This is a genomic window from Streptomyces sp. NBC_00873 (genome assembly GCF_045207415.1).
Taxonomy (GTDB): Bacteria; Actinomycetota; Actinomycetes; order Streptomycetales; family Streptomycetaceae; genus Streptomyces.
This window is the reverse complement of sequence record NZ_CP108803.1, coordinates 7,709,356-7,726,148: the sequence shown is the minus strand read 5'-3', so window position 1 is coordinate 7,726,148 and position 16,793 is coordinate 7,709,356. Positions and strand designations below refer to the sequence as shown.

Here is a 16,793-nt window from a genome sequence, read left to right as displayed (position 1 = left end):
CTGCGGACACCCGTCACTCGGCTGCAGACATGCCTGGGCACTTCCTGGGCTCGCCAGTTCCCCGGATACATCATTGTCGGCGCACGCCCGGCCACGCCGAAGACCGCCCCTGCCCGCAGTGGCATCCCTATCCGCGGGCAGGACGTCCGGTCCGACACGCCACCGTGCTCCGCAGGTTCCCGGGCCAAGGCCCCACGGCTTCGTCCGGGAACCTGCTGGGGCCAGTGCAAGGTCCTCAATTCTTTACGTCCCGTCGCACATGACTGCCGGACGAACGGGCCGACACCCGGCCCCCCACCCCACCCCACCATGAGGAGCTACTCCCATGAACTCCCCGAAGACCCGTGTGGCCCTGGTGGCCTCCACGGCACTGCTGGTCGTCTCCGGCGCAGCGCCGAGCGTCACCGCCGCCCCTGCGCCTGGGCACGGTCGCACATCCGTGGCGCTCGCCTGGTACGACACCACAGCTGACACGATCGCGACGGCTGGCTCATCACTCCCTCCGGTGACCAACAGTCGCACCTGGGCGGTCAGTTGGATCGCGGCGGCGCGGGCCTTGCAACATGTGCCGTCCGGGGTCGACCGTAGGGACTACCAGGAGGCGGCGCTGGCCGCCGCGGTGCACCGCGCCCTGGTGGAGCTGGTGCCCACCCGTGCCCCGGAGCTGGATGCCGCCCTGCAGCAGACCCTGGATCAGATCCCCGACGGCCCGGCCGAGACCTTGGGCGCCGCAGCCGGCGAACGCCAGGCGTTGGAGGTCCTGCACGACCGTGAGGGAGACGGCCTCGATGCGGCCTCGGTGAACACCCCCTTCACCGTGCCGCCGGCCGCGCCAGGCGTCTGGCAACCCACCCCGCCCGCGTTTGCTCCCGCCATCCAAAACGGCAGCCGGTTCGCCCGGCCCTTCCTGCTGAAAAGCGGCAGCCAGTTCCGACTGCCCGCGCCTCCCGCTCTGACGTCCAAGCGGTACCGGACCGATCTGAAGGAGGTGCGAGACTTCGGCGAGCTGAACAGCACCGTGCGCACCGCGCGGCAGACCGACACGGCCAACTTCTGGTTCGACTCCTCGCCGGCCCTGTGGACCAAGCCGATTCGCGTCGCGCTCGCCGCCACCTCCCATCAGCCGCTGCTCAAGCAGGCCGAACTCGTCGCCCTGACCAACGCCACGCTGGTGGACACCCAGATCGCCACCTCCGACAGCAAGTACGCCTACCCGCTGTGGCGCCCCGTCACCGCAATCCGAACCGGCGTCGGTGAGATCCCTGCCGACCCGTCATGGACCCCACTGCACACCACCCCGGCGCACCCGGACTACCCCAGCGGCCACAACACCTACGCGGGCGCGACGGAAACCGTTCTCACCGCCCTCGTAGGACCGCGCACGGCCCCGTTCACCCTGACCAGCGTCACCGCACCAGGCGTCGTCCGCACTTACACCGCGTGGCACCAGCTCACGCTGGAGAACATGGACGCGCGGGTCTGGCTGGGCATCCACACCCGACTCGCGGACGAGGCCGGGGTCACACTGGGTACCGATGTCGCCAGGTATGGCCTGAACCACGCCCAGTCGTTGTTCCAGGAACACTGAATCGGCCAGGCGAACACCGGGCTTGTGCGGCCCGACGAGGGCGAACTCCATGTGCTGGGGCACGAGGTTCGGCGGACCGGGGGCGGGCGTCGCGGTCGCGGAGCAGGTGGGTGACCTTGGCGCCCGCGTCCTCCAGGTCCATGACCAGATTCTTCGTGGCGGCTGACCTCCGATCGGGCGGCCACGCCCTGGCACGCACACTTTCCGATCGAAGGTCACCCGGCAGGATCTCAGGCGGGGTGGCCGCCCACGTTGATCTCCGCGGCACCAGCGAAGGCGTTGCCCGCCGGGGAGTTGAGGCCCGTCAGGCGTACGTACCGGCCGCGAACGGCACCGAACTCGGCGTTCTGGGGAGTGAGCGCCTCGGTGAAGGAGCCGGTGGCCGCGTCTTTCCACGTGGTGCCGTCGGCGGACACCTCGATCCGGTAGTCCTTGATCCTGCCGTTGCGGGCGTTCTGCCGCTGCGTGTACTGCAGGCCCGTGACGTCGTACTGCTTGCCCAGGTCCAGCGTGATGTGGTGGGGGAAGTCGGGGGACGCGGTGTACCACTGGGTGTGCCAGATCGTGTTGACGTCCCCGTCGATGGCGTTCGCCGCGGCGCCGTTCTCGCCGACGGTCTCCTGGCTGTCGACGTCGTGCACACGGAGCGTGGACCGGTCGATCAGGTTCGGCAGCGGGCGCAGTTCGGAGGCGACCGATACGGTCTGGCGTGCGGAGCGGTCGCCCTGGACGGCGCTGAGGGTGTGCGTGCCGTCGTAGGTCGCGGCCGGGACGACGCCGTGGCGATCGAAGCGGCCCGAGGCGTCGGCGCGGACCGTGTAGAGGGTCTTGTCGTCGATGCGGATGTCGACGTAGCCGGGGGCGAAGCCGGTGAGCTTCAGCGGGACCCAGGTTCCGGCTTTCACGTTCCGCGGGACCTCGACCGTCGGTGCGGCGGCCGGGGCTTCGCGGCCCGCGTCCTGCGCGTCCACGGCCCGGACGCGCACGGACACCGGGTCGCCCGTGTTCGGGGTGAGCACGCAGGTGGTGTCCTCGGTGAACGCCGTCTCCACGGTGGCGGTGTACAGGCCCGCGGCGTGCAGGGAGTCGCGTGCCTGACGCTGGGTGAACGTCACGGGCAGGACCCGGTCGCCGCACTGCGCGGTCGCGGTCAGGGGCTTGGTGAGCGCGCTGGAGGAGGCGGGGTCACCGTCGGTCGCCACGGTGTCCGGGACGATCGCGGTACCGTCCTCGGAGAGCTTGGTGCCGGGTGCGGCAACGAGGCCCAGCGCATGCCGGGCGGTGACTCCGCTCGTGGCGGTCGCGTCGGTACCGGCGACGGTGGCGGCCCACCGCGCTCCCGGGCTCTCGTAGAAGTTGGTGCCCGCCACGGTCAAACGCGTGCCGAGCCGGGCGAGGCGGGAGCCGAAGTCAGCGACGTCCTTGTGCGCCTTGGGCGTCCAACCGGTCTCGAGGATCGCGGCCGCCCGGGGCAGGGTCAGGAACTCCGCCTGGTCGTCGCCGCGGACGGTCTCCGACCACAGAGGGCCCTCGACGCCGAGCACGCCCGCCTCGGGGATGCCGCCGGACACCGTGGTGGTCGGGTCCCAGTCGTAGTAGCGCTGGAAGTCGCAGGTGCCGCCGCAGGCCCAGGTCAGGCCGATCGGGGTGTCCTTGGTGTACTTCTGGTCCAGGTAGGAGCCGCCGGCCGCCGACACCACGGCCTTGCCGCCCTTGGTGACGAAGTCGCGCACCCAGTCACCGGATCCGACCCAGTACTGCACGACCGAGCCGTCCCAGAAGCCGGGCTTCTGCGACAGTCCGGCCTCGGCGTACTCCGTCCAGCCCATGGTCCCGACTCCCGTCGCCGCCTTGATGCGGGGCACGGCGCGGGTGATGAAGTCGACGTAGCGGGTGTGGCCCATGGCGTGGGATTCGTCGCCGCCCATGTGCACGTACGGGCCGCCGGTCATCTCGGCCAGCTGGTGGAAGACGTGCTCCACGAACGTGTAGGTGAGGTCGTGCCGCTCGTCGAGGGCCGAGTAGCCCACGTTCCCCGTCCCGTTCCAGTCCACGACACCGGTCCTGGGGTCCGGCGCGGGCAAGGAGCGGTCGGTGTTGAGCTGCGGGATCGCGTGCAAGGCGGCGTTGGTGTGGCTGGGGGTGTCGACCTCGGGCACGACGGTGACGAACCGGTCCCTGGCGTAACGGACTATGTCACGGTATTGCTTCTGCGTGTAGTAGCCGGTACGGCCCAACTCGCCCCGGTGACCCTGCTGGTTCATCGCGGTCGCGCCGGACTCGCGGTGCAGCTTGGTGTAGTCGATCGGGTCGCCCGCGGCCTTGCCGTCGTTAGTGATCTCGATCCGCCACCCCTGGTCGTCGGCGAGGTGCAGGTGCAGCACGCTCATCTTCATCCGGGACAGCGTGTCGATGTAACGCTTGACGGCGTCGACGTCCTGGAAGGACCGGGCCACGTCGAGCATGACACCGCGGTAGGAGAAGCGCGGCGCGTCCTCGATGTGCGTGGCGGGCACACGCCAGTCGGTGACGACCGGGGTCGGCGACTCGGCCCAGGCGGGCAGCAGTTGGCGCAGGCTCTGCACGCCGTTGAACGCGCCGTGCGCGGTCCGCGCGGTGATGGACACGCCATCACTGTTGACGTCCAGGACGTACGACTCGGCGGTGGGCGCGGCGCCGTCGACGGTGTACCGCGCCACCGGATCCACTGTGACGTGAATGGCGTTGGCACCGCCGTGCGCCCGCAGCGGCACCCGGAACCCGCTCGCTTCACGCAGCTCGGCCGCGAGCTGCGAGCCGACGGCGGCCGCGGCGCCGTCCGCGACGACGGCGAGCGAGGGACGCAGGACGAACGACGCCTTGCTGGCGTCCTGTTGGAGAACGACTGGACGCGGGACGAGAGCGGTGTCCGGTGCGACGGACGCACCGGACACCGAGTCACCGGTCGCGACGTTCCCGGCGACGGCCGATGGCGCTCCGGCCAGACCGGCCATGGCCATGAGGACCACCGCGAGCAGCAGACGCGGCCCACGAGGTCGGAGGTGCACGGGACTTCTCTTCTTTCGCAATCGCACGGGGACTCCCTGAGAGTCAAATCAACGTTGCACACACATGCTTGGAGAGCCAGGCTTTCTTTCAGGTTTGAGCACCATAATGCGGTGGCGCGAAGTGGTCTAGTCCCTTCGCGAGAACTCGCTCGCTGACCTGTGCTCCCCCGTGCGTAAGGAACCGTCCACGCGGCGGCCCATGTCCGGGTCGATGTCCTCGGCGGTCGGAGCGTTGAGTATCCGCTGGTGCAGGTAGCGGCCCCGGATCTCGTCCGTGGTCAGCGCTTCCCATCCCTGCGGCAGGTCCTTGCCCGCATGCTTGAGCTCGGCCGTCCACGCCTTGACGAGTCCCGCCCGGGATTTCGGTACCTGCGACGCCGCCGGCTGCGGCACGCCGACCGTCACCGGAGGCACCTGGTCCTCCTGGACGGCCGCCACAGCGAACCCCACCGCGCTAACCGCCACGAACGCCGCCGCGGTTATGCCCCATACCTGCCTGCGTGACATCTTGCTCCCCTCGCGAACCGCACCCACCTCGTACCGTGCCACAGCCCGGCGAGGCGGACGACAACCAGGCACCCATGATCTGGGCCCGCCCGCTTAAGGTCGGCGAGGACGCACTCACCGGGATCGCGGAGCTCGCGAACATCGCCGCCGCGGCCGGCGCGGACGAGGTCGTGCTCGCCTGGGAGACCCACGACGTCGCCACCGCCTGCCAGCTGCCCGTCGTCGGGCCGGCCCCATGCCTGAACATGGTGCTCGCCACCCGGGACGGCCACGTGCTGCCCCAGTTCCCCTACACCGAGCAGCTCCTGGCCCGCGGTCCCGAGGGCTGGACGTCGGTCGCCCCCGACTGGCGGCCGGGCCCCATACCGCACGGCGGCGGCGAGCTTGTGCCCCCATCCAGACGGCGGTGAGCTACGCCTTCACCCCGATCGAGCGGGACCACCCCAACCCGCTCGGCGTCACCGTCGTGCTCATGGAGGAGCCGTCCTGGCGGTCGCGCCGCGCCGCGGCTCCCGGGGCATAGCCGACCTGGAGGACGCTCTCGACACCAACCGCGAGGCCGTGCGGTTCCTCAGCTCCCTCATCTACCCGACGTTGAAGGAGCGGCGCAGCCTCTACCGCGAGGATGTTGCCGGGGTCATCGAGCAGCACCGGACCGACAACCGCAGGTACCGGCTCGTCCACAACACGCTGCAGAACCTCATCATGATCGGGCCCGCGGCCACGACCACCGTCGCTGCCACCTGCTTCGAAGGCCGACAGCGGGCGCCCGGGGATCGCCCGGAGGGGGCCGCCGCGTTCGCCGATCGTGGGGCGGGAGGCCAGAAGGGCGCGGGTGCAGGGGTGTGCGGAGCGGCTGTGCAGGGCGCCGGCCGGCAGATGTTCGACGACGGAGCCCGCGTACATCACGGCGATGCGGTCGCAGACGGCGGAGGCCAGTTCCAGGTCGTGGGTGATGAAGAGCATCGCCAGGCCGCGTTCGGCGCGGGCCTCGTCGATGATGGCCATGACCTCGGCCTGGGTGGTCACGTCCAGGGCGGTGGTCGGTTCGTCGGCCAGCAGGAGCTTGGGCTCGGCGGCCAACGCTTACTGGTCAGACGACTGCGACGATCCGTAGTTGGCCATTTTGCCGTCCAGTAGTTGGCCAAGCGGGTGGTGGATCGATCGGCTACGCGTCGATGCGCGACCGGTCCAGCGTCGCCGCCGAGCTGGAGATGAACTCCTTACGCGGTGCCACGTCGTTGCCCATCAGCAGGTCGAAGACCTGTTCCGCGGCCTCCAGGTCGGAGAGGTTGATCCGGCGCAGGGTGCGGTGGCGCGGGTCCATCGTGGTCTCGGCCAGTTGGTCGGCGTCCATCTCGCCCAGACCCTTGTAGCGCTGGATGGAGTCCTTGTACCGGATGCCCTTGCTCTGGAACTCCATGAGCTTGTCACGCAGCTCGCGGTCGGAGTACGTGTAGACGTACTTGTCCTGGCCCTTCTTGGGCTGGACGATCTCGATGCGGTGCAGCGGCGGCACCGCGGCGAAGACCCGGCCAGCCTCGACCATCGGCCGCATGTAGCGCTGGAACAGCGTGAGCAGCAGGCAGCGGATGTGGGAGCCGTCCACATCGGCGTCGGTCATCATGATGATCTTGCCGTAGCGGGCCTGGTCGATGTCGAAGGTGCGGCCCGAGCCCGCTCCTATGACCTGGATGATCGCGCCGCACTCGGCATTCTTGAGCATGTCGGTCACCGACGACCGCTGCACGTTCAGGATCTTGCCCCGGATCGGCAGCAGCGCCTGGAACTCGGAGTTCCGGGCGAGCTTGGCCGTACCGAGGGCGGAGTCGCCCTCGACGATGAACAGCTCGCTGCGGTCGACGTCGTCGCCGCGGCAGTCGGCGAGCTTGGCCGGCAGCGAGGAGGACCCCAGGGCGGTCTTCCGCCGCTGGGCGTCCTTGTGCTGGCGGGCCGCGACGCGCGTGCGTGCGGCGGCGACGGCCTTCCCCATGACGACGCGGGCCTGGGCGGCGGCGTCACGCTTCGTGGACGTGAGGAACGCCTTGAGTTCCTTGGTGATCACGTTGTTCACGATGCGGCGGGCCGCCGAGGTGCCGAGGACCTCCTTGGTCTGCCCCTCGAACTGCGGCTCGGCCAGGCGCACGGTCACGACGGCGGTGAGGCCCTCGAGAGCGTCGTCCTTGACGATGTCGTCCTCGGCGACGCGCAGTAGCTTCTTGGCGCGCAGGACCTCGTTCATCGTCTTGGCGACGGCCTGCTCGAAGCCGGCGACGTGGGTGCCGCCCTTGGGCGTGGCGATGATGTTGACGAAGGACTTCACGGTCGTGTCGTAGCCGGTGCCCCAGCGCATTGCCACGTCCACGCCGAGTTCGCGGGTGACCTCGGCGGGCGTCATCTGGCCGTGCTCGTCCAGGACCGGGACGGTCTCCTTGAAGGTGCCCTGGCCCGTGAAGCGGAGCACGTCGCAGATGGGCTTATCGTCTGCCAGGTACTCGCAGAACTCGTTGATGCCGCCGTCGAAGCGGAAGGACTCCTCGCCCTTGCTGCCGCCCTCGCCGAGGCCGTACTCGTCACGAACGACGATGGTCAGACCCGGCACCAGGAAGGCCGTCTGACGGGCGCGCTGGTGCAACGTGTCGAGGGAGAGCTTGGCGTCCTTCAGGAAGATCTGGCGGTCGGCCCAGTAGCGCACGCGCGTGCCGGTACGCGACTTGGGGATTTTGGTCGTCCGGCGCAGGCCCTGGGCCGGGGTGAAGGGGGCGTCGGGCCCGGGGCCGGTGTAGGTACCGGGGGTGCCGCGGCGGAAGCTGATGGCGTGGGTGTGGCCGTGGCGGTCGACCTCGATGTCGAGCCGTGCGGACAGGGCGTTGACCACGGAGGCGCCGACGCCGTGCAGGCCGCCGGAGGCGGCGTAGGAGCCGCCGCCGAATTTTCCGCCGGCGTGGAGCTTGGTGTAGGCGATCTCGACGCCGGACAGGCCGGTGCGGGGTTCGATGTCCACGGGGATGCCGCGGCCGTTGTCGGTGACCTCCACCGAGCCGTCGTCGTGCAGGATGACCTCGATGTGATCGCAGGCTCCGGCCAGAGCCTCGTCGACGGCGTTGTCGATGATCTCCCACAGGCAGTGCATCAGGCCACGGCTGTCGCTGGAGCCGATATACATGCCTGGGCGTTTGCGCACGGCCTCGAGTCCTTCGAGGACCATGAGGTGCCGTGCGGTGTAGTCGGAGCCGTCCTGCAGGCGGTTGACCGTGGGTGGGGCGGGGAACGTGCTCACGCAGTGCTCTCCTCAGCAGCAAACGGTATGGGCGGGGCTTCAGACCGGGTCGGCCTGGGGGCGGCAGGTCAGATGTCGAGGAAGCGGACGTCTTTGGCGTTGCGCTGGATGAAGTGGCGGCGCGCCTCGACGTCCTCGCCCATCAGGACGGAGAACAGGTCGTCGGCGACGGCCGCGTCGTCGAGGGTGACCTGGCCCAGGACCCGGTGGTCGGGGTCCATGGTGGTCACGCGCAGCTCCTCGGCGTTCATCTCGCCCAGGCCCTTGAAGCGCTGGATGGAGTCGTCTTTGATGCGGCGGCCGGCCTGCCGGCCCCGTTCGAGGAGCATGTTGCGTTCGCGGTCGGAGTAGGCGTATTCAACGTGGTCCCGGCTCCACTTGATCTTGTAGAGCGGGGGGCGGGAGAGGTGGACGTGACCCTCTTCGATCAGCGGCCGCATGAAGCGGAAGAGGAAGGTCAGCAGCAGGGTGTTGATGTGCTGGCCGTCGACGTCCGCGTCCGCCATCAGGATGATCTTGTGATAGCGGAGCTTGGCGATGTCGAAGTCCTCGTGCACGCCTGCGCCGAACGCGGAGATGATCGCCTGGATCTCCTGATTGTGGAGGATCTTGTCGATCCGGGCCTTCTCCACGTTGAGGATCTTGCCGCGGATCGGGAGGATCGCCTGGTACTGCGGGTTGCGGCCGGACTTCGCTGAACCGCCGGCGGAGTCGCCTTCAACGATGAAGATCTCCGACTGCGAGGGGTTGCGGGACTGGCAGTCGGCCAGCTTGCCCGGCAGCGCCGCGGACTCCAGCAGGCCCTTGCGTCGGGTCAGGTCGCGCGCCTTGCGGGCCGCGACCCGGGCTGTGGCCGCCTGGATGGCCTTGCGCACGATGTCGGCCGCCTCGTTCGGGTTGCGGTCGAACCAGTCGGTCAGGTGCTCGTGCACGACCTTCTGCACGAAGGTACGCGCCTCGGTGTTGCCGAGCTTGGTCTTGGTCTGGCCCTCGAACTGCGGCTCGCCGAGCTTGACCGAGATGATCGCGGTCAGGCCCTCGCGGATGTCCTCGCCGGAGAGGTTGCCGTCCTTCTCCCGCAGCAGCTTCCTCTCGCGCGCGTAGCGGTTGACCACGGTGGTCAGCGCCGTGCGGAAGCCCTCCTCGTGGGTGCCGCCCTCATGGGTGTGGATGGCGTTGGCGTAGGAGTAGACGCTGTCGGCGTACTGGCCATTCCACTGCAGCGCGACCTCGACCGACAGCAGCCGCTCGGCGTCCCCGGCGCCGATGGAGATCACTGAGGGGTGGACCGGCTCGCCCTTGCGGGCGTTGAGGTGGGCGACGAAGTCGGTGATGCCTCCGTCGTAGCGGTAGGAAACCGTCTTCGCCACCTGCTCCTCGGCAGTGTCCGAGCCGGCTGCGTCGGCCGCGGCCGTGGCACGCGCGGACGGACGTTCGTCGGTCAGGGTCAGGGTGAGCCCTCGGTTGAGGAACGCCATCTCCTGAAAACGCCTGGCCAGCGTCTCGAAGGAGTACCTGGTGGTCTCGAAGATCGCACCGTCCGCCCAGAAGGTCAGCGACGTGCCCGTCCGGGAGGTGGCTTCGCGGCGGGCAAGCGGGGCGGTAGGGGCGCCGTCCTTGTAGTCCTGAGTCCACCGGTAGCCGTCGGTCCAGATCTCCGCCGACAGCCGGGTCGACAGGGCGTTGACCACCGACAGGCCCACACCGTGCAGACCGCCGGAGACCGCATATCCCCCGCCCCCGAACTTCCCGCCCGCGTGCAGCACGGTCAGCACGACCTCGACGGCCGGCCGCTTCTCCACCGGATGCATCCCCACCGGAATGCCGCGGCCGTCGTCGACCACCCGCACGCCGCCGTCAGCCAGGATCGTCACGTCGATCCGGTCGGCCACCCCCGCCAGCGCCTCGTCCACGGAGTTGTCCACGAGCTCCTGCACGAGGTGGTGCAGCCCTCGCTCGCCCGTGGAGCCGATGTACATCCCGGGCCGCTTGCGTACGGCGTCGAGACCGTCCAGGACAGTGATCGCGTTGGCGTCATAGGACGCAGCCTCGGCATGGCCGGTCTGCTCAGATCCGGAGGTGTCGGTGTCGGTGCGAGTGCCGTAAGTGGTCACAGATGCTCTCTTTCGGGCATGACAGACCGCGCTCTGGCACCACGGTGCGGGAGCGGCCGGCCATCTGGCGGGAACAGGGCGCGGCAACACAAAGAGGACCCCTGAGCCCGCAGGGCTCGGGACCAGTGGCTGCCGGAACGCTCTCCACGATACCGAAGATGCCTCCTACCCTCGGGGCGAGAAGGTGCCCGTACACCCCTGTGGCCCCCTTTCGCCTAATCGATCGATCCCCCCTGCGTCACGTCCATCAAAATGCGCCAGACAGGCGCACAGCGGCTTTCCTGGCGCCTTGCTGTGCAGGGCCGCAGACACTTTCTTCGGAGTGACTCTCCGCGCTCGTCAGTCGCGCTGCGTCAGGCCGCCGGCTCGCGGGCCCGTCAGAGACTCTGCCCGGCGGAGGGCTCTTGGCTGGAGGCGCCACCAAGCGCGTGAGGCTGCCGCTGGTCGACGGCGATGGCCAGCCGGTCGGCGTACTCCGTCAGGAGTGGATTGAGCTGGGCGTAATGGGTGTTCGCTCCCGGCCCGGCGAGACAGCCGGCGATCGATCCCCAGTGCCTGCGGTGCCGTAGCTGGGGCGGCAGGCCGGGGATGACAGGCGCGAGTGCGCGTTCGCTCCCGGTGACGCGCGACCAGACGAATTCCGAAGCGGCCTGGTGCTTCCGTGGACTGTCGTGAGGCGGGGTGGTGCCGGACCTCGGAGTGACCTGTCCCCAGATAGTGGCCCAGTGCGTTTGGGGCAGCGTCCAGGTTGCCAGGCTGATCCGGCGGTGGCGGTAGTCGGTTGTGCAAGTGGTGTCGCTGATCCGGTTCGCCAGGAGTTCGATCTCTCGGTCGTTGAGGAATGGGGCGATGGGCAGGCGCTGGTTGCCCGCTCGGCGCTCGGGCCAGGTGTCGGGGATGCCGAGGAAGCGTGCCGCCGCCTGAACGACCATGTCGGACACCATCTGAATGAACCGGACGGCCGCTGCTCGTCGCTGCATCGGATGCCGGAGGCGTGGGGCGAGGAAGTCGCCGTTGGGATATGGCAGCCAGTGGTCCGGCAGCCACTGGGGGATGTGTTCCGGGCGGTAGCTGTTCGGGCCGAGTCGGCTGCTGGGACCGCATGCCAGATTCTGCGACCGGCGGTCTCGATCTGCCCAGGCGGTACTTCAACGAGTACGCCGGCGAGCTGGCCCGCGCCCATCCCGACTGGCAGGACGCGGCCAACGGCGCGGCGAGCTGATCGTGAAGCAAGCAACGAGCACGACGTCCTTACCGGCTGGCGCCCGGGTGCCCCCACCCGCACCCGGGCTTGGCCACGCCCTTCAGCGGCACCGGTCCGGACGTCGACGGAGCCACCGGCACCGCAGCCTCCGCCACCACGGCCCCGACGTCCGTCGCCAGCCCCGCCGGCCCCGAGTCGTAGCCCTGACCCACCGCGCGGAACTTCCACGCCCCCTCACGCCGGTAGAACTCCCCGAGCACGAAGACCGTCTCGCTGGAGGCGTCCGTCACGTCGTAGTGCGCCACCACCGCGCCGTCGACCGACACCACCTGCGCGTACAGGCCGGGGACCTGCCCGAACACCCCGCCGTCGCAGGACCCGGCGATCAGCACCCGCTGAACGGCCGGTTCAATCCGCAGCAGGTCCAGCTCCAGCCACTCGGCGAGCTGCCCGCCGCCCTCACCGGTGCCCACGTGCCGCACGGCGCCGGACGGATGCGCGGGCTGGCCGTGGAAGACGATGTCGGCGTCGCCGCGCACCGTGCCGGTCGCGTCGAGCATCAGGGCGGCGGCGTCCACGCCCGGCACCCCCGGCACCCGCTGCCGGCCCACGGCGATCCGCAGCGGGACGGCCGGGACAGGGCGTTAGCGCCCTTGGTGATGTGCGTCATGCGGCACATGGTGACAGCGAAGACGGTGTGAAGAAAAGATCTTCGGTGCGGAGCCGAACGTTCCGTCAGAGACCGGTGTCATAGGGGAAACACGGTGAGGGGAGGGGTGGCCGTGCTGCGCGGAAGGGGCCGCGCCGGCCCGGGGGCGCTGCGGCCAGGGGGCGCCGTACGCGACGATCGGGTGGGATGCCGCCCGCATCGACGACCCTTCCGAGGACGCGCTGTTCATGATGATCAGCGACCTCAACCACTCCGACAACACTTGACACCGGCGCCCTCCTCTCGACGTCGTCGGCGCACCCGGCCATGCCGATCCCGCCGATGCGGTAGCGCGCGGTGACCTGTGTCCGTTCGGTCTCGTCCAGCCGTCCGGCGGCCACCTCGCGGGCGTAGGCGACCGCGACCGGGATTTTGAACACCGACGCCAGCACCACCGGGGCGTCCGCGCCGACGGCGACCTCGGGGCCGTCGGTCACTCCGACCTCACGGGCGTGCAGGGACCCTTGCGCACCCGCCTGGGCGAAGACCGCGGCGATCTCGTCAGCGATGGCGTTCACCGGCTCACCCGCCGATCGGCCCGGCCTGTGTGCAGGAACTGCGCCCGCCCGTTCCCGTTGTCTCCGACGAACGCGTGCACCATGTGCATGCCGTGCTGCGGCTTCGCCGGGATCAGCTTGTCGCCGTCGTACGCGACCAGTTCGATCCTTTCCGAGGGGCCGCCGTCGAGCTCGGCGAACACCCCCTTCGGGTTCCGCTGGACCCAGAGCCGGCCGTCGGCGTCCTCGCTGACCACGGTGTCGCTGACGGACGACGAGTACTCGCCCACGAACCTCGCCGTGTCGACACGTGGGGCGTTGGCGTCCGGCACCGGGAGTGCCGGCATTTCTATTCCGGCCAGCTCGCGAAGCACGCGCCCGACGAGCTCGGCGTAGAGCGGGAGCGAGTTGCCGCCGTTGGTCAGCAGTGCCACCGCGATGTCGTGGTCGGGAACCACCCGCAGGAAGGCGGACTGGCCGAGCGTGCCGCCGTCGTGGCCGACCACCGCGCCGCCGGGCCAGTCGAAGAGCGACCAGCCAAGTCCCCAGGCGTCGCCCATCAGACCGAGATCCAGCAGTTCCACCTCGCGGTGCCGCATGGCGAGCGCGCTCTCCGGTGTGAGCACCGCCCTCCCGTCGGGCCCCCTGCCCCCGTCGAGATGCATCCGTGCGAACGTCAGCAGGTCCCGCGGTCGCATCGCCAGCATCGATCCGGCGGGCGCGTTCGACCGGGGCAGTGCCCAGACCTGCGCGGGCTGCGGCTCGGCGTCCTGCTCCGGCGAGAGGTGCCCCAGCGCGGCACGGAACCTGACAGCCTCGTACGGACTGGGGGCGACGTGGGTCAGCCCCAGTGGCGTGAACAGGTGATCGCGCAGGCAGTCGTCGTAGGACTTGTCGCGCAGCACCTCGACGATGCGACCGAGCACACAGAACGCGGCGTTGTTGTACGAGAACAGCTCGCCCGGCGGGAACAGCTGGGGCACCTCGGCGAGGAGCGCGACGAGCTTGTGCACCGCGTCGTCGCCGCGTCCGGTGTCGAGGAAGATGTCGCCCTCGAAACCGGAGGTGTGGCACATCAGTTGGCGGGCGGTGATCTTCGCGGAGGCTGTCTCGTCGCTGACGGCGAATTCGGGCAGGTAAGCCCGGACCGGGGCGTCGATGTCAAGCGCGCCCTCGTCGATGAGCTGCATCGCCAGCGTGGTCGTCCAGACCTTGGTGATCGAACCGATCTGGAAGACGGAGTCCGCAGTGGCCTCGACGCCGGTGTCCTTGTTCAGTACCCCGGCCGCACGGTCGATCATCTCGCCGTGTGCGTATACGGCGATCGATGCGGCCGGCACCTTGTACTCGGCCAGCAACTCGGGAAGGCGACTTTCCAACCAGTCACACAGTTCATTGAGTTCGGACATGTGCACCTCTTGTCTCTGCGAGGGAGAACGGGTGATTCCGGGAGGGTATGACCTGCGCGCTCATGGCCGATTCGTGAGAAACGACGAGAACTGGCGAAACCTTCATCGGGGCCGACGAAACACCCGGATGCCGGTATGCGCTACCGCCGAAGCCAGTCCACCGCCTGGGCGGCGGCGAACCCGATGAAGGCGTCACGCTCGGGAACTCTCGATCGGGCGTCGACGGCCCTGGTGAAGACGCCGACCGCGTACCGGCCGCCGTCCGGGTACTCCACCACGCCGATCTCGTTGCGCAGCGAGGGCAGCGTGCCGGTCTTGCCGCTGATCCTGACGTCGTCGTCCGCGAAGCCGGAGCGCAGCCGGTGCGGCCACACCTGCAGTTCCAGCCAGCGCCGGACGTCGGCGCACGCCGCCGCGGGCGCTGCTTCGTCACGCCAGATCAGGCCCAGCAACCGGGTGCTTTCCGCGGCCGTGGTCCGGCAGGTCTCTTCGGGCGTCAACGCACGCAGCTTGACGAGTTGTTCGGCCGGCAACGCGGCCAGGAGCCGTTCGTCGTCCTGGTAGTCGATCCCGAGGTCCTCGCCGATCGTGCGCAACAGCTCCCCGCAGTCGTGGGGGACGGCCGTGTGCGGGAGGTCGAACCGGCGCAGCGTCTCGGCGACCGAGGCCTTTCCCACCTTCCCGAGGATCAGGTCTGTGGCGACGTTGTCGCTGATGCCGATCATCAGGACGGCCAGGTCGTACCAGGACATCGTGACGTCATGGCGGAACGTCGCGAGGCCGTACGGACTGGCGGTCGGATGTCCCGGCGGCACCGTGATCCGCTCGGCGAGGTCGACTTCGCCGTCGGCCGCCTGCCGGGCAAGTTCCACTGCTACGGGAACCTTGAACACGGAGGCGGTGACCACCGGCTCCTCGGCGTCGATGCCCACCTGTCGCGGGCCGTCCAGATCAGCTGCGTGCAGCCAGACCTGGACGCCGACTTCCGCCGCTCGGGCGGTGATTGTCCCGACCAGTTCCGATTCGGTGACCATGGAGTGGTCCCTTCTGTCTGTCCGGTGTGGACTGTCTGTCCGGACCGGATCCGTTTGCTGGGTGCGCCGGCCGACTAATTGGTGCCGGTCGACGGGAAGTTGAACTGCTCGGCGCGCTGCGGGACCCAGAACGCGAGCACCGCGGTGAGCAGCGTGGTGCCGATCAGGAAGCCGAACGCGGCGGTGTAGGAGAACGCGTCCGCCAGCCAGCCCATCGCCAGCGGCGCGATTACTCCGGCGACCTGGCCGCCGAAGTTCGTCATCCCGGAACCAAGTCCGGCCACCGCCGTGGGAAGCACCCGCAGCGGAAGGCCGAAGACGCACATCGTCGCCATCCCGAACACTCCGACGGCCAGCGTCTCGTAGATCGTGAATGTCGCCGCGCTGCCCGCCGACACCATCAGGGCGAGCAGGACCGCGGTCACCGTCGCGATGGACACCAGGTACCACCTGGCCTTGTCATGGAAGTACCGGTCGAACAGCCAGCCGCCGAAGATGGTCGTCGCGAAGCCCACCAGACTCGGGATCGCCGACAGCACGCCGGTCTCGTTCAGCGACAGGTGTCTGGCCTCGAGCAGATAGCTGGGCACCCAGGTGACCAGGCCGTAGCTGAGCATGTTCATCGCGCAGAACAGCACCGCGAACTTCCACACTGCCGGGGACTTCAGCACTTGTGCCCGCGAGATTTCAGGCGTCGTCACCGCCGTTCGCGGGAGCCGGCTGAGCCGGTCCGGCAACGCCTTGGGCAGGAGCGCCCACAAACCGATGCCGATGGCCGCGCCACAACCCGCCATCCAGAGGAAGGTGTGCCGCCAGCCGATGCCCGTCAGCAGGGGGGCGACGAGCAAGGGGGCAAGGCCGGCGATCCCACTGGCGGACAACATCACGCTGGTGGCGGTCCCCCGTCTCTCCGGTGTCGTTCGTTCCGCGATTGCTTTGAACGACGCCGCCGGGAACGCGCCCTGACAAGCACCGAACAGGCCACGGAACAGCAGGAGCAGACCGAACGTGCCGGCCATCCCGGTCAGCGCGGTGAACAGCGACCACAGCAAAAGCGTGATCAGCATCGGTTTGCGGGAGCCGTACCGATCGGCCAGGAAGCCCGCCGGTATCTGGCAGATCATGTAGACCAGCGCGAAGACAGTGACCAGCGAGCCCTGTGCGGTCTTGCCGAGATGGAACTCCTCTCCGATCGACGGCAGAGCCATGCTGATGGAGAACCGGTCGATGTAGTCGATCGACCAGGCGCACAGCATGACCACCATCGTGATCGTTGCTGTCCGGTTGACCCGCTTCGGTGTCCAGGTGTCCTCGGTGACCACCGCCGTCATGGTTACCTCCGTACCGCTGCGTCGTGGTTGATGGCCCATCCTGGACATCAGGTGACGCAGCGGGTTCGTGGAG

The 16,793-nt window shown here is 69.1% G+C and carries 12 protein-coding genes and 1 pseudogene; 2 read left to right on the top strand and 11 right to left on the bottom strand.

The window, feature by feature from the left end:
• Positions 1–325 precede the first annotated feature (325 nt).
• Complete coding sequence (locus tag OH809_RS35705) at positions 326–1,588, top strand: vanadium-dependent haloperoxidase (RefSeq protein ID WP_406417327.1); 1,263 nt, start codon at positions 326–328, stop codon at positions 1,586–1,588.
• Positions 1,589–1,818: 230 nt separating this feature from the next.
• Here the strand turns inward: OH809_RS35705 and OH809_RS35700 are convergent, their stop codons facing one another.
• Together OH809_RS35700 and OH809_RS35695 are read right to left on the bottom strand one after the other, a co-directional pair.
• Positions 1,819–4,635 (bottom strand): family 20 glycosylhydrolase, encoded by a 2,817-nt coding sequence (locus OH809_RS35700; protein ID WP_406417329.1) that lies wholly within the window; start codon positions 4,633–4,635, stop codon positions 1,819–1,821.
• 126 nt (positions 4,636–4,761) lie between these two features.
• On the bottom strand, positions 4,762–5,142 hold the full coding sequence (locus OH809_RS35695) for a hypothetical protein (RefSeq protein ID WP_406417330.1): 381 nt from the start codon (positions 5,140–5,142) through the stop codon (positions 4,762–4,764).
• A 35-nt stretch (positions 5,143–5,177) separates the two neighbouring features.
• Between OH809_RS35695 and OH809_RS35690 the strand changes: the two genes are divergently transcribed.
• On the top strand, positions 5,178–5,552 hold the full coding sequence (locus OH809_RS35690) for a hypothetical protein (protein ID WP_406417332.1): 375 nt from the start codon (positions 5,178–5,180) through the stop codon (positions 5,550–5,552).
• Between the two features lies 1 nt (position 5,553).
• Here OH809_RS35690 and OH809_RS35685 read toward each other — a convergent pair whose 3' ends face one another.
• The 9 genes and pseudogenes from OH809_RS35685 to OH809_RS35645 all read right to left on the bottom strand — a co-directional run bounded on the left by OH809_RS35685 (position 5,554) and on the right by OH809_RS35645 (position 16,720).
• On the bottom strand, positions 5,554–6,225 hold the full coding sequence (locus tag OH809_RS35685) for a hypothetical protein (RefSeq protein ID WP_406417334.1): 672 nt from the start codon (positions 6,223–6,225) through the stop codon (positions 5,554–5,556).
• An 85-nt stretch (positions 6,226–6,310) separates the two neighbouring features.
• Entirely contained in the window at positions 6,311–8,422 is a 2,112-nt protein-coding gene (locus OH809_RS35680; RefSeq protein ID WP_406417335.1) for a type IIA DNA topoisomerase subunit B, read from the bottom strand.
• A 68-nt stretch (positions 8,423–8,490) separates the two neighbouring features.
• Positions 8,491–10,536 (bottom strand): DNA topoisomerase (ATP-hydrolyzing) subunit B, encoded by a 2,046-nt coding sequence (gene gyrB / locus OH809_RS35675; protein ID WP_406417337.1) that lies wholly within the window; start codon positions 10,534–10,536, stop codon positions 8,491–8,493.
• Positions 10,537–10,913: 377 nt separating this feature from the next.
• The gene (locus tag OH809_RS35670) at positions 10,914–11,468 is read right to left on the bottom strand and encodes a hypothetical protein (RefSeq protein ID WP_406417338.1); all 555 of its coding nucleotides are present in this window, start codon (positions 11,466–11,468) and stop codon (positions 10,914–10,916) included.
• Between the two features lie 319 nt (positions 11,469–11,787).
• Positions 11,788–12,318, bottom strand: a complete 531-nt coding sequence (locus OH809_RS35665; RefSeq protein ID WP_406417340.1) for a TerD family protein — start codon at positions 12,316–12,318, stop codon at positions 11,788–11,790.
• Positions 12,319–12,712: 394 nt separating this feature from the next.
• Positions 12,713–12,886 (bottom strand): annotated as a pseudogene (locus tag OH809_RS35660) (serine hydrolase); the annotation flags it as partial.
• Positions 12,887–12,963: 77 nt separating this feature from the next.
• A complete protein-coding gene (locus OH809_RS35655) occupies positions 12,964–14,355 on the bottom strand; it encodes a serine hydrolase domain-containing protein (RefSeq protein WP_406417341.1) in 1,392 nt (463 codons plus the stop codon).
• Positions 14,356–14,495: 140 nt separating this feature from the next.
• Positions 14,496–15,389: a serine hydrolase gene (locus tag OH809_RS35650; RefSeq protein ID WP_406417342.1), complete on the bottom strand. Its 894-nt coding sequence runs from the start codon at positions 15,387–15,389 to the stop codon at positions 14,496–14,498.
• Between the two features lie 74 nt (positions 15,390–15,463).
• Complete coding sequence (locus tag OH809_RS35645; RefSeq protein ID WP_406417344.1) at positions 15,464–16,720, bottom strand: MFS transporter; 1,257 nt, start codon at positions 16,718–16,720, stop codon at positions 15,464–15,466.
• Positions 16,721–16,793: the final 73 nt, after the last annotated feature.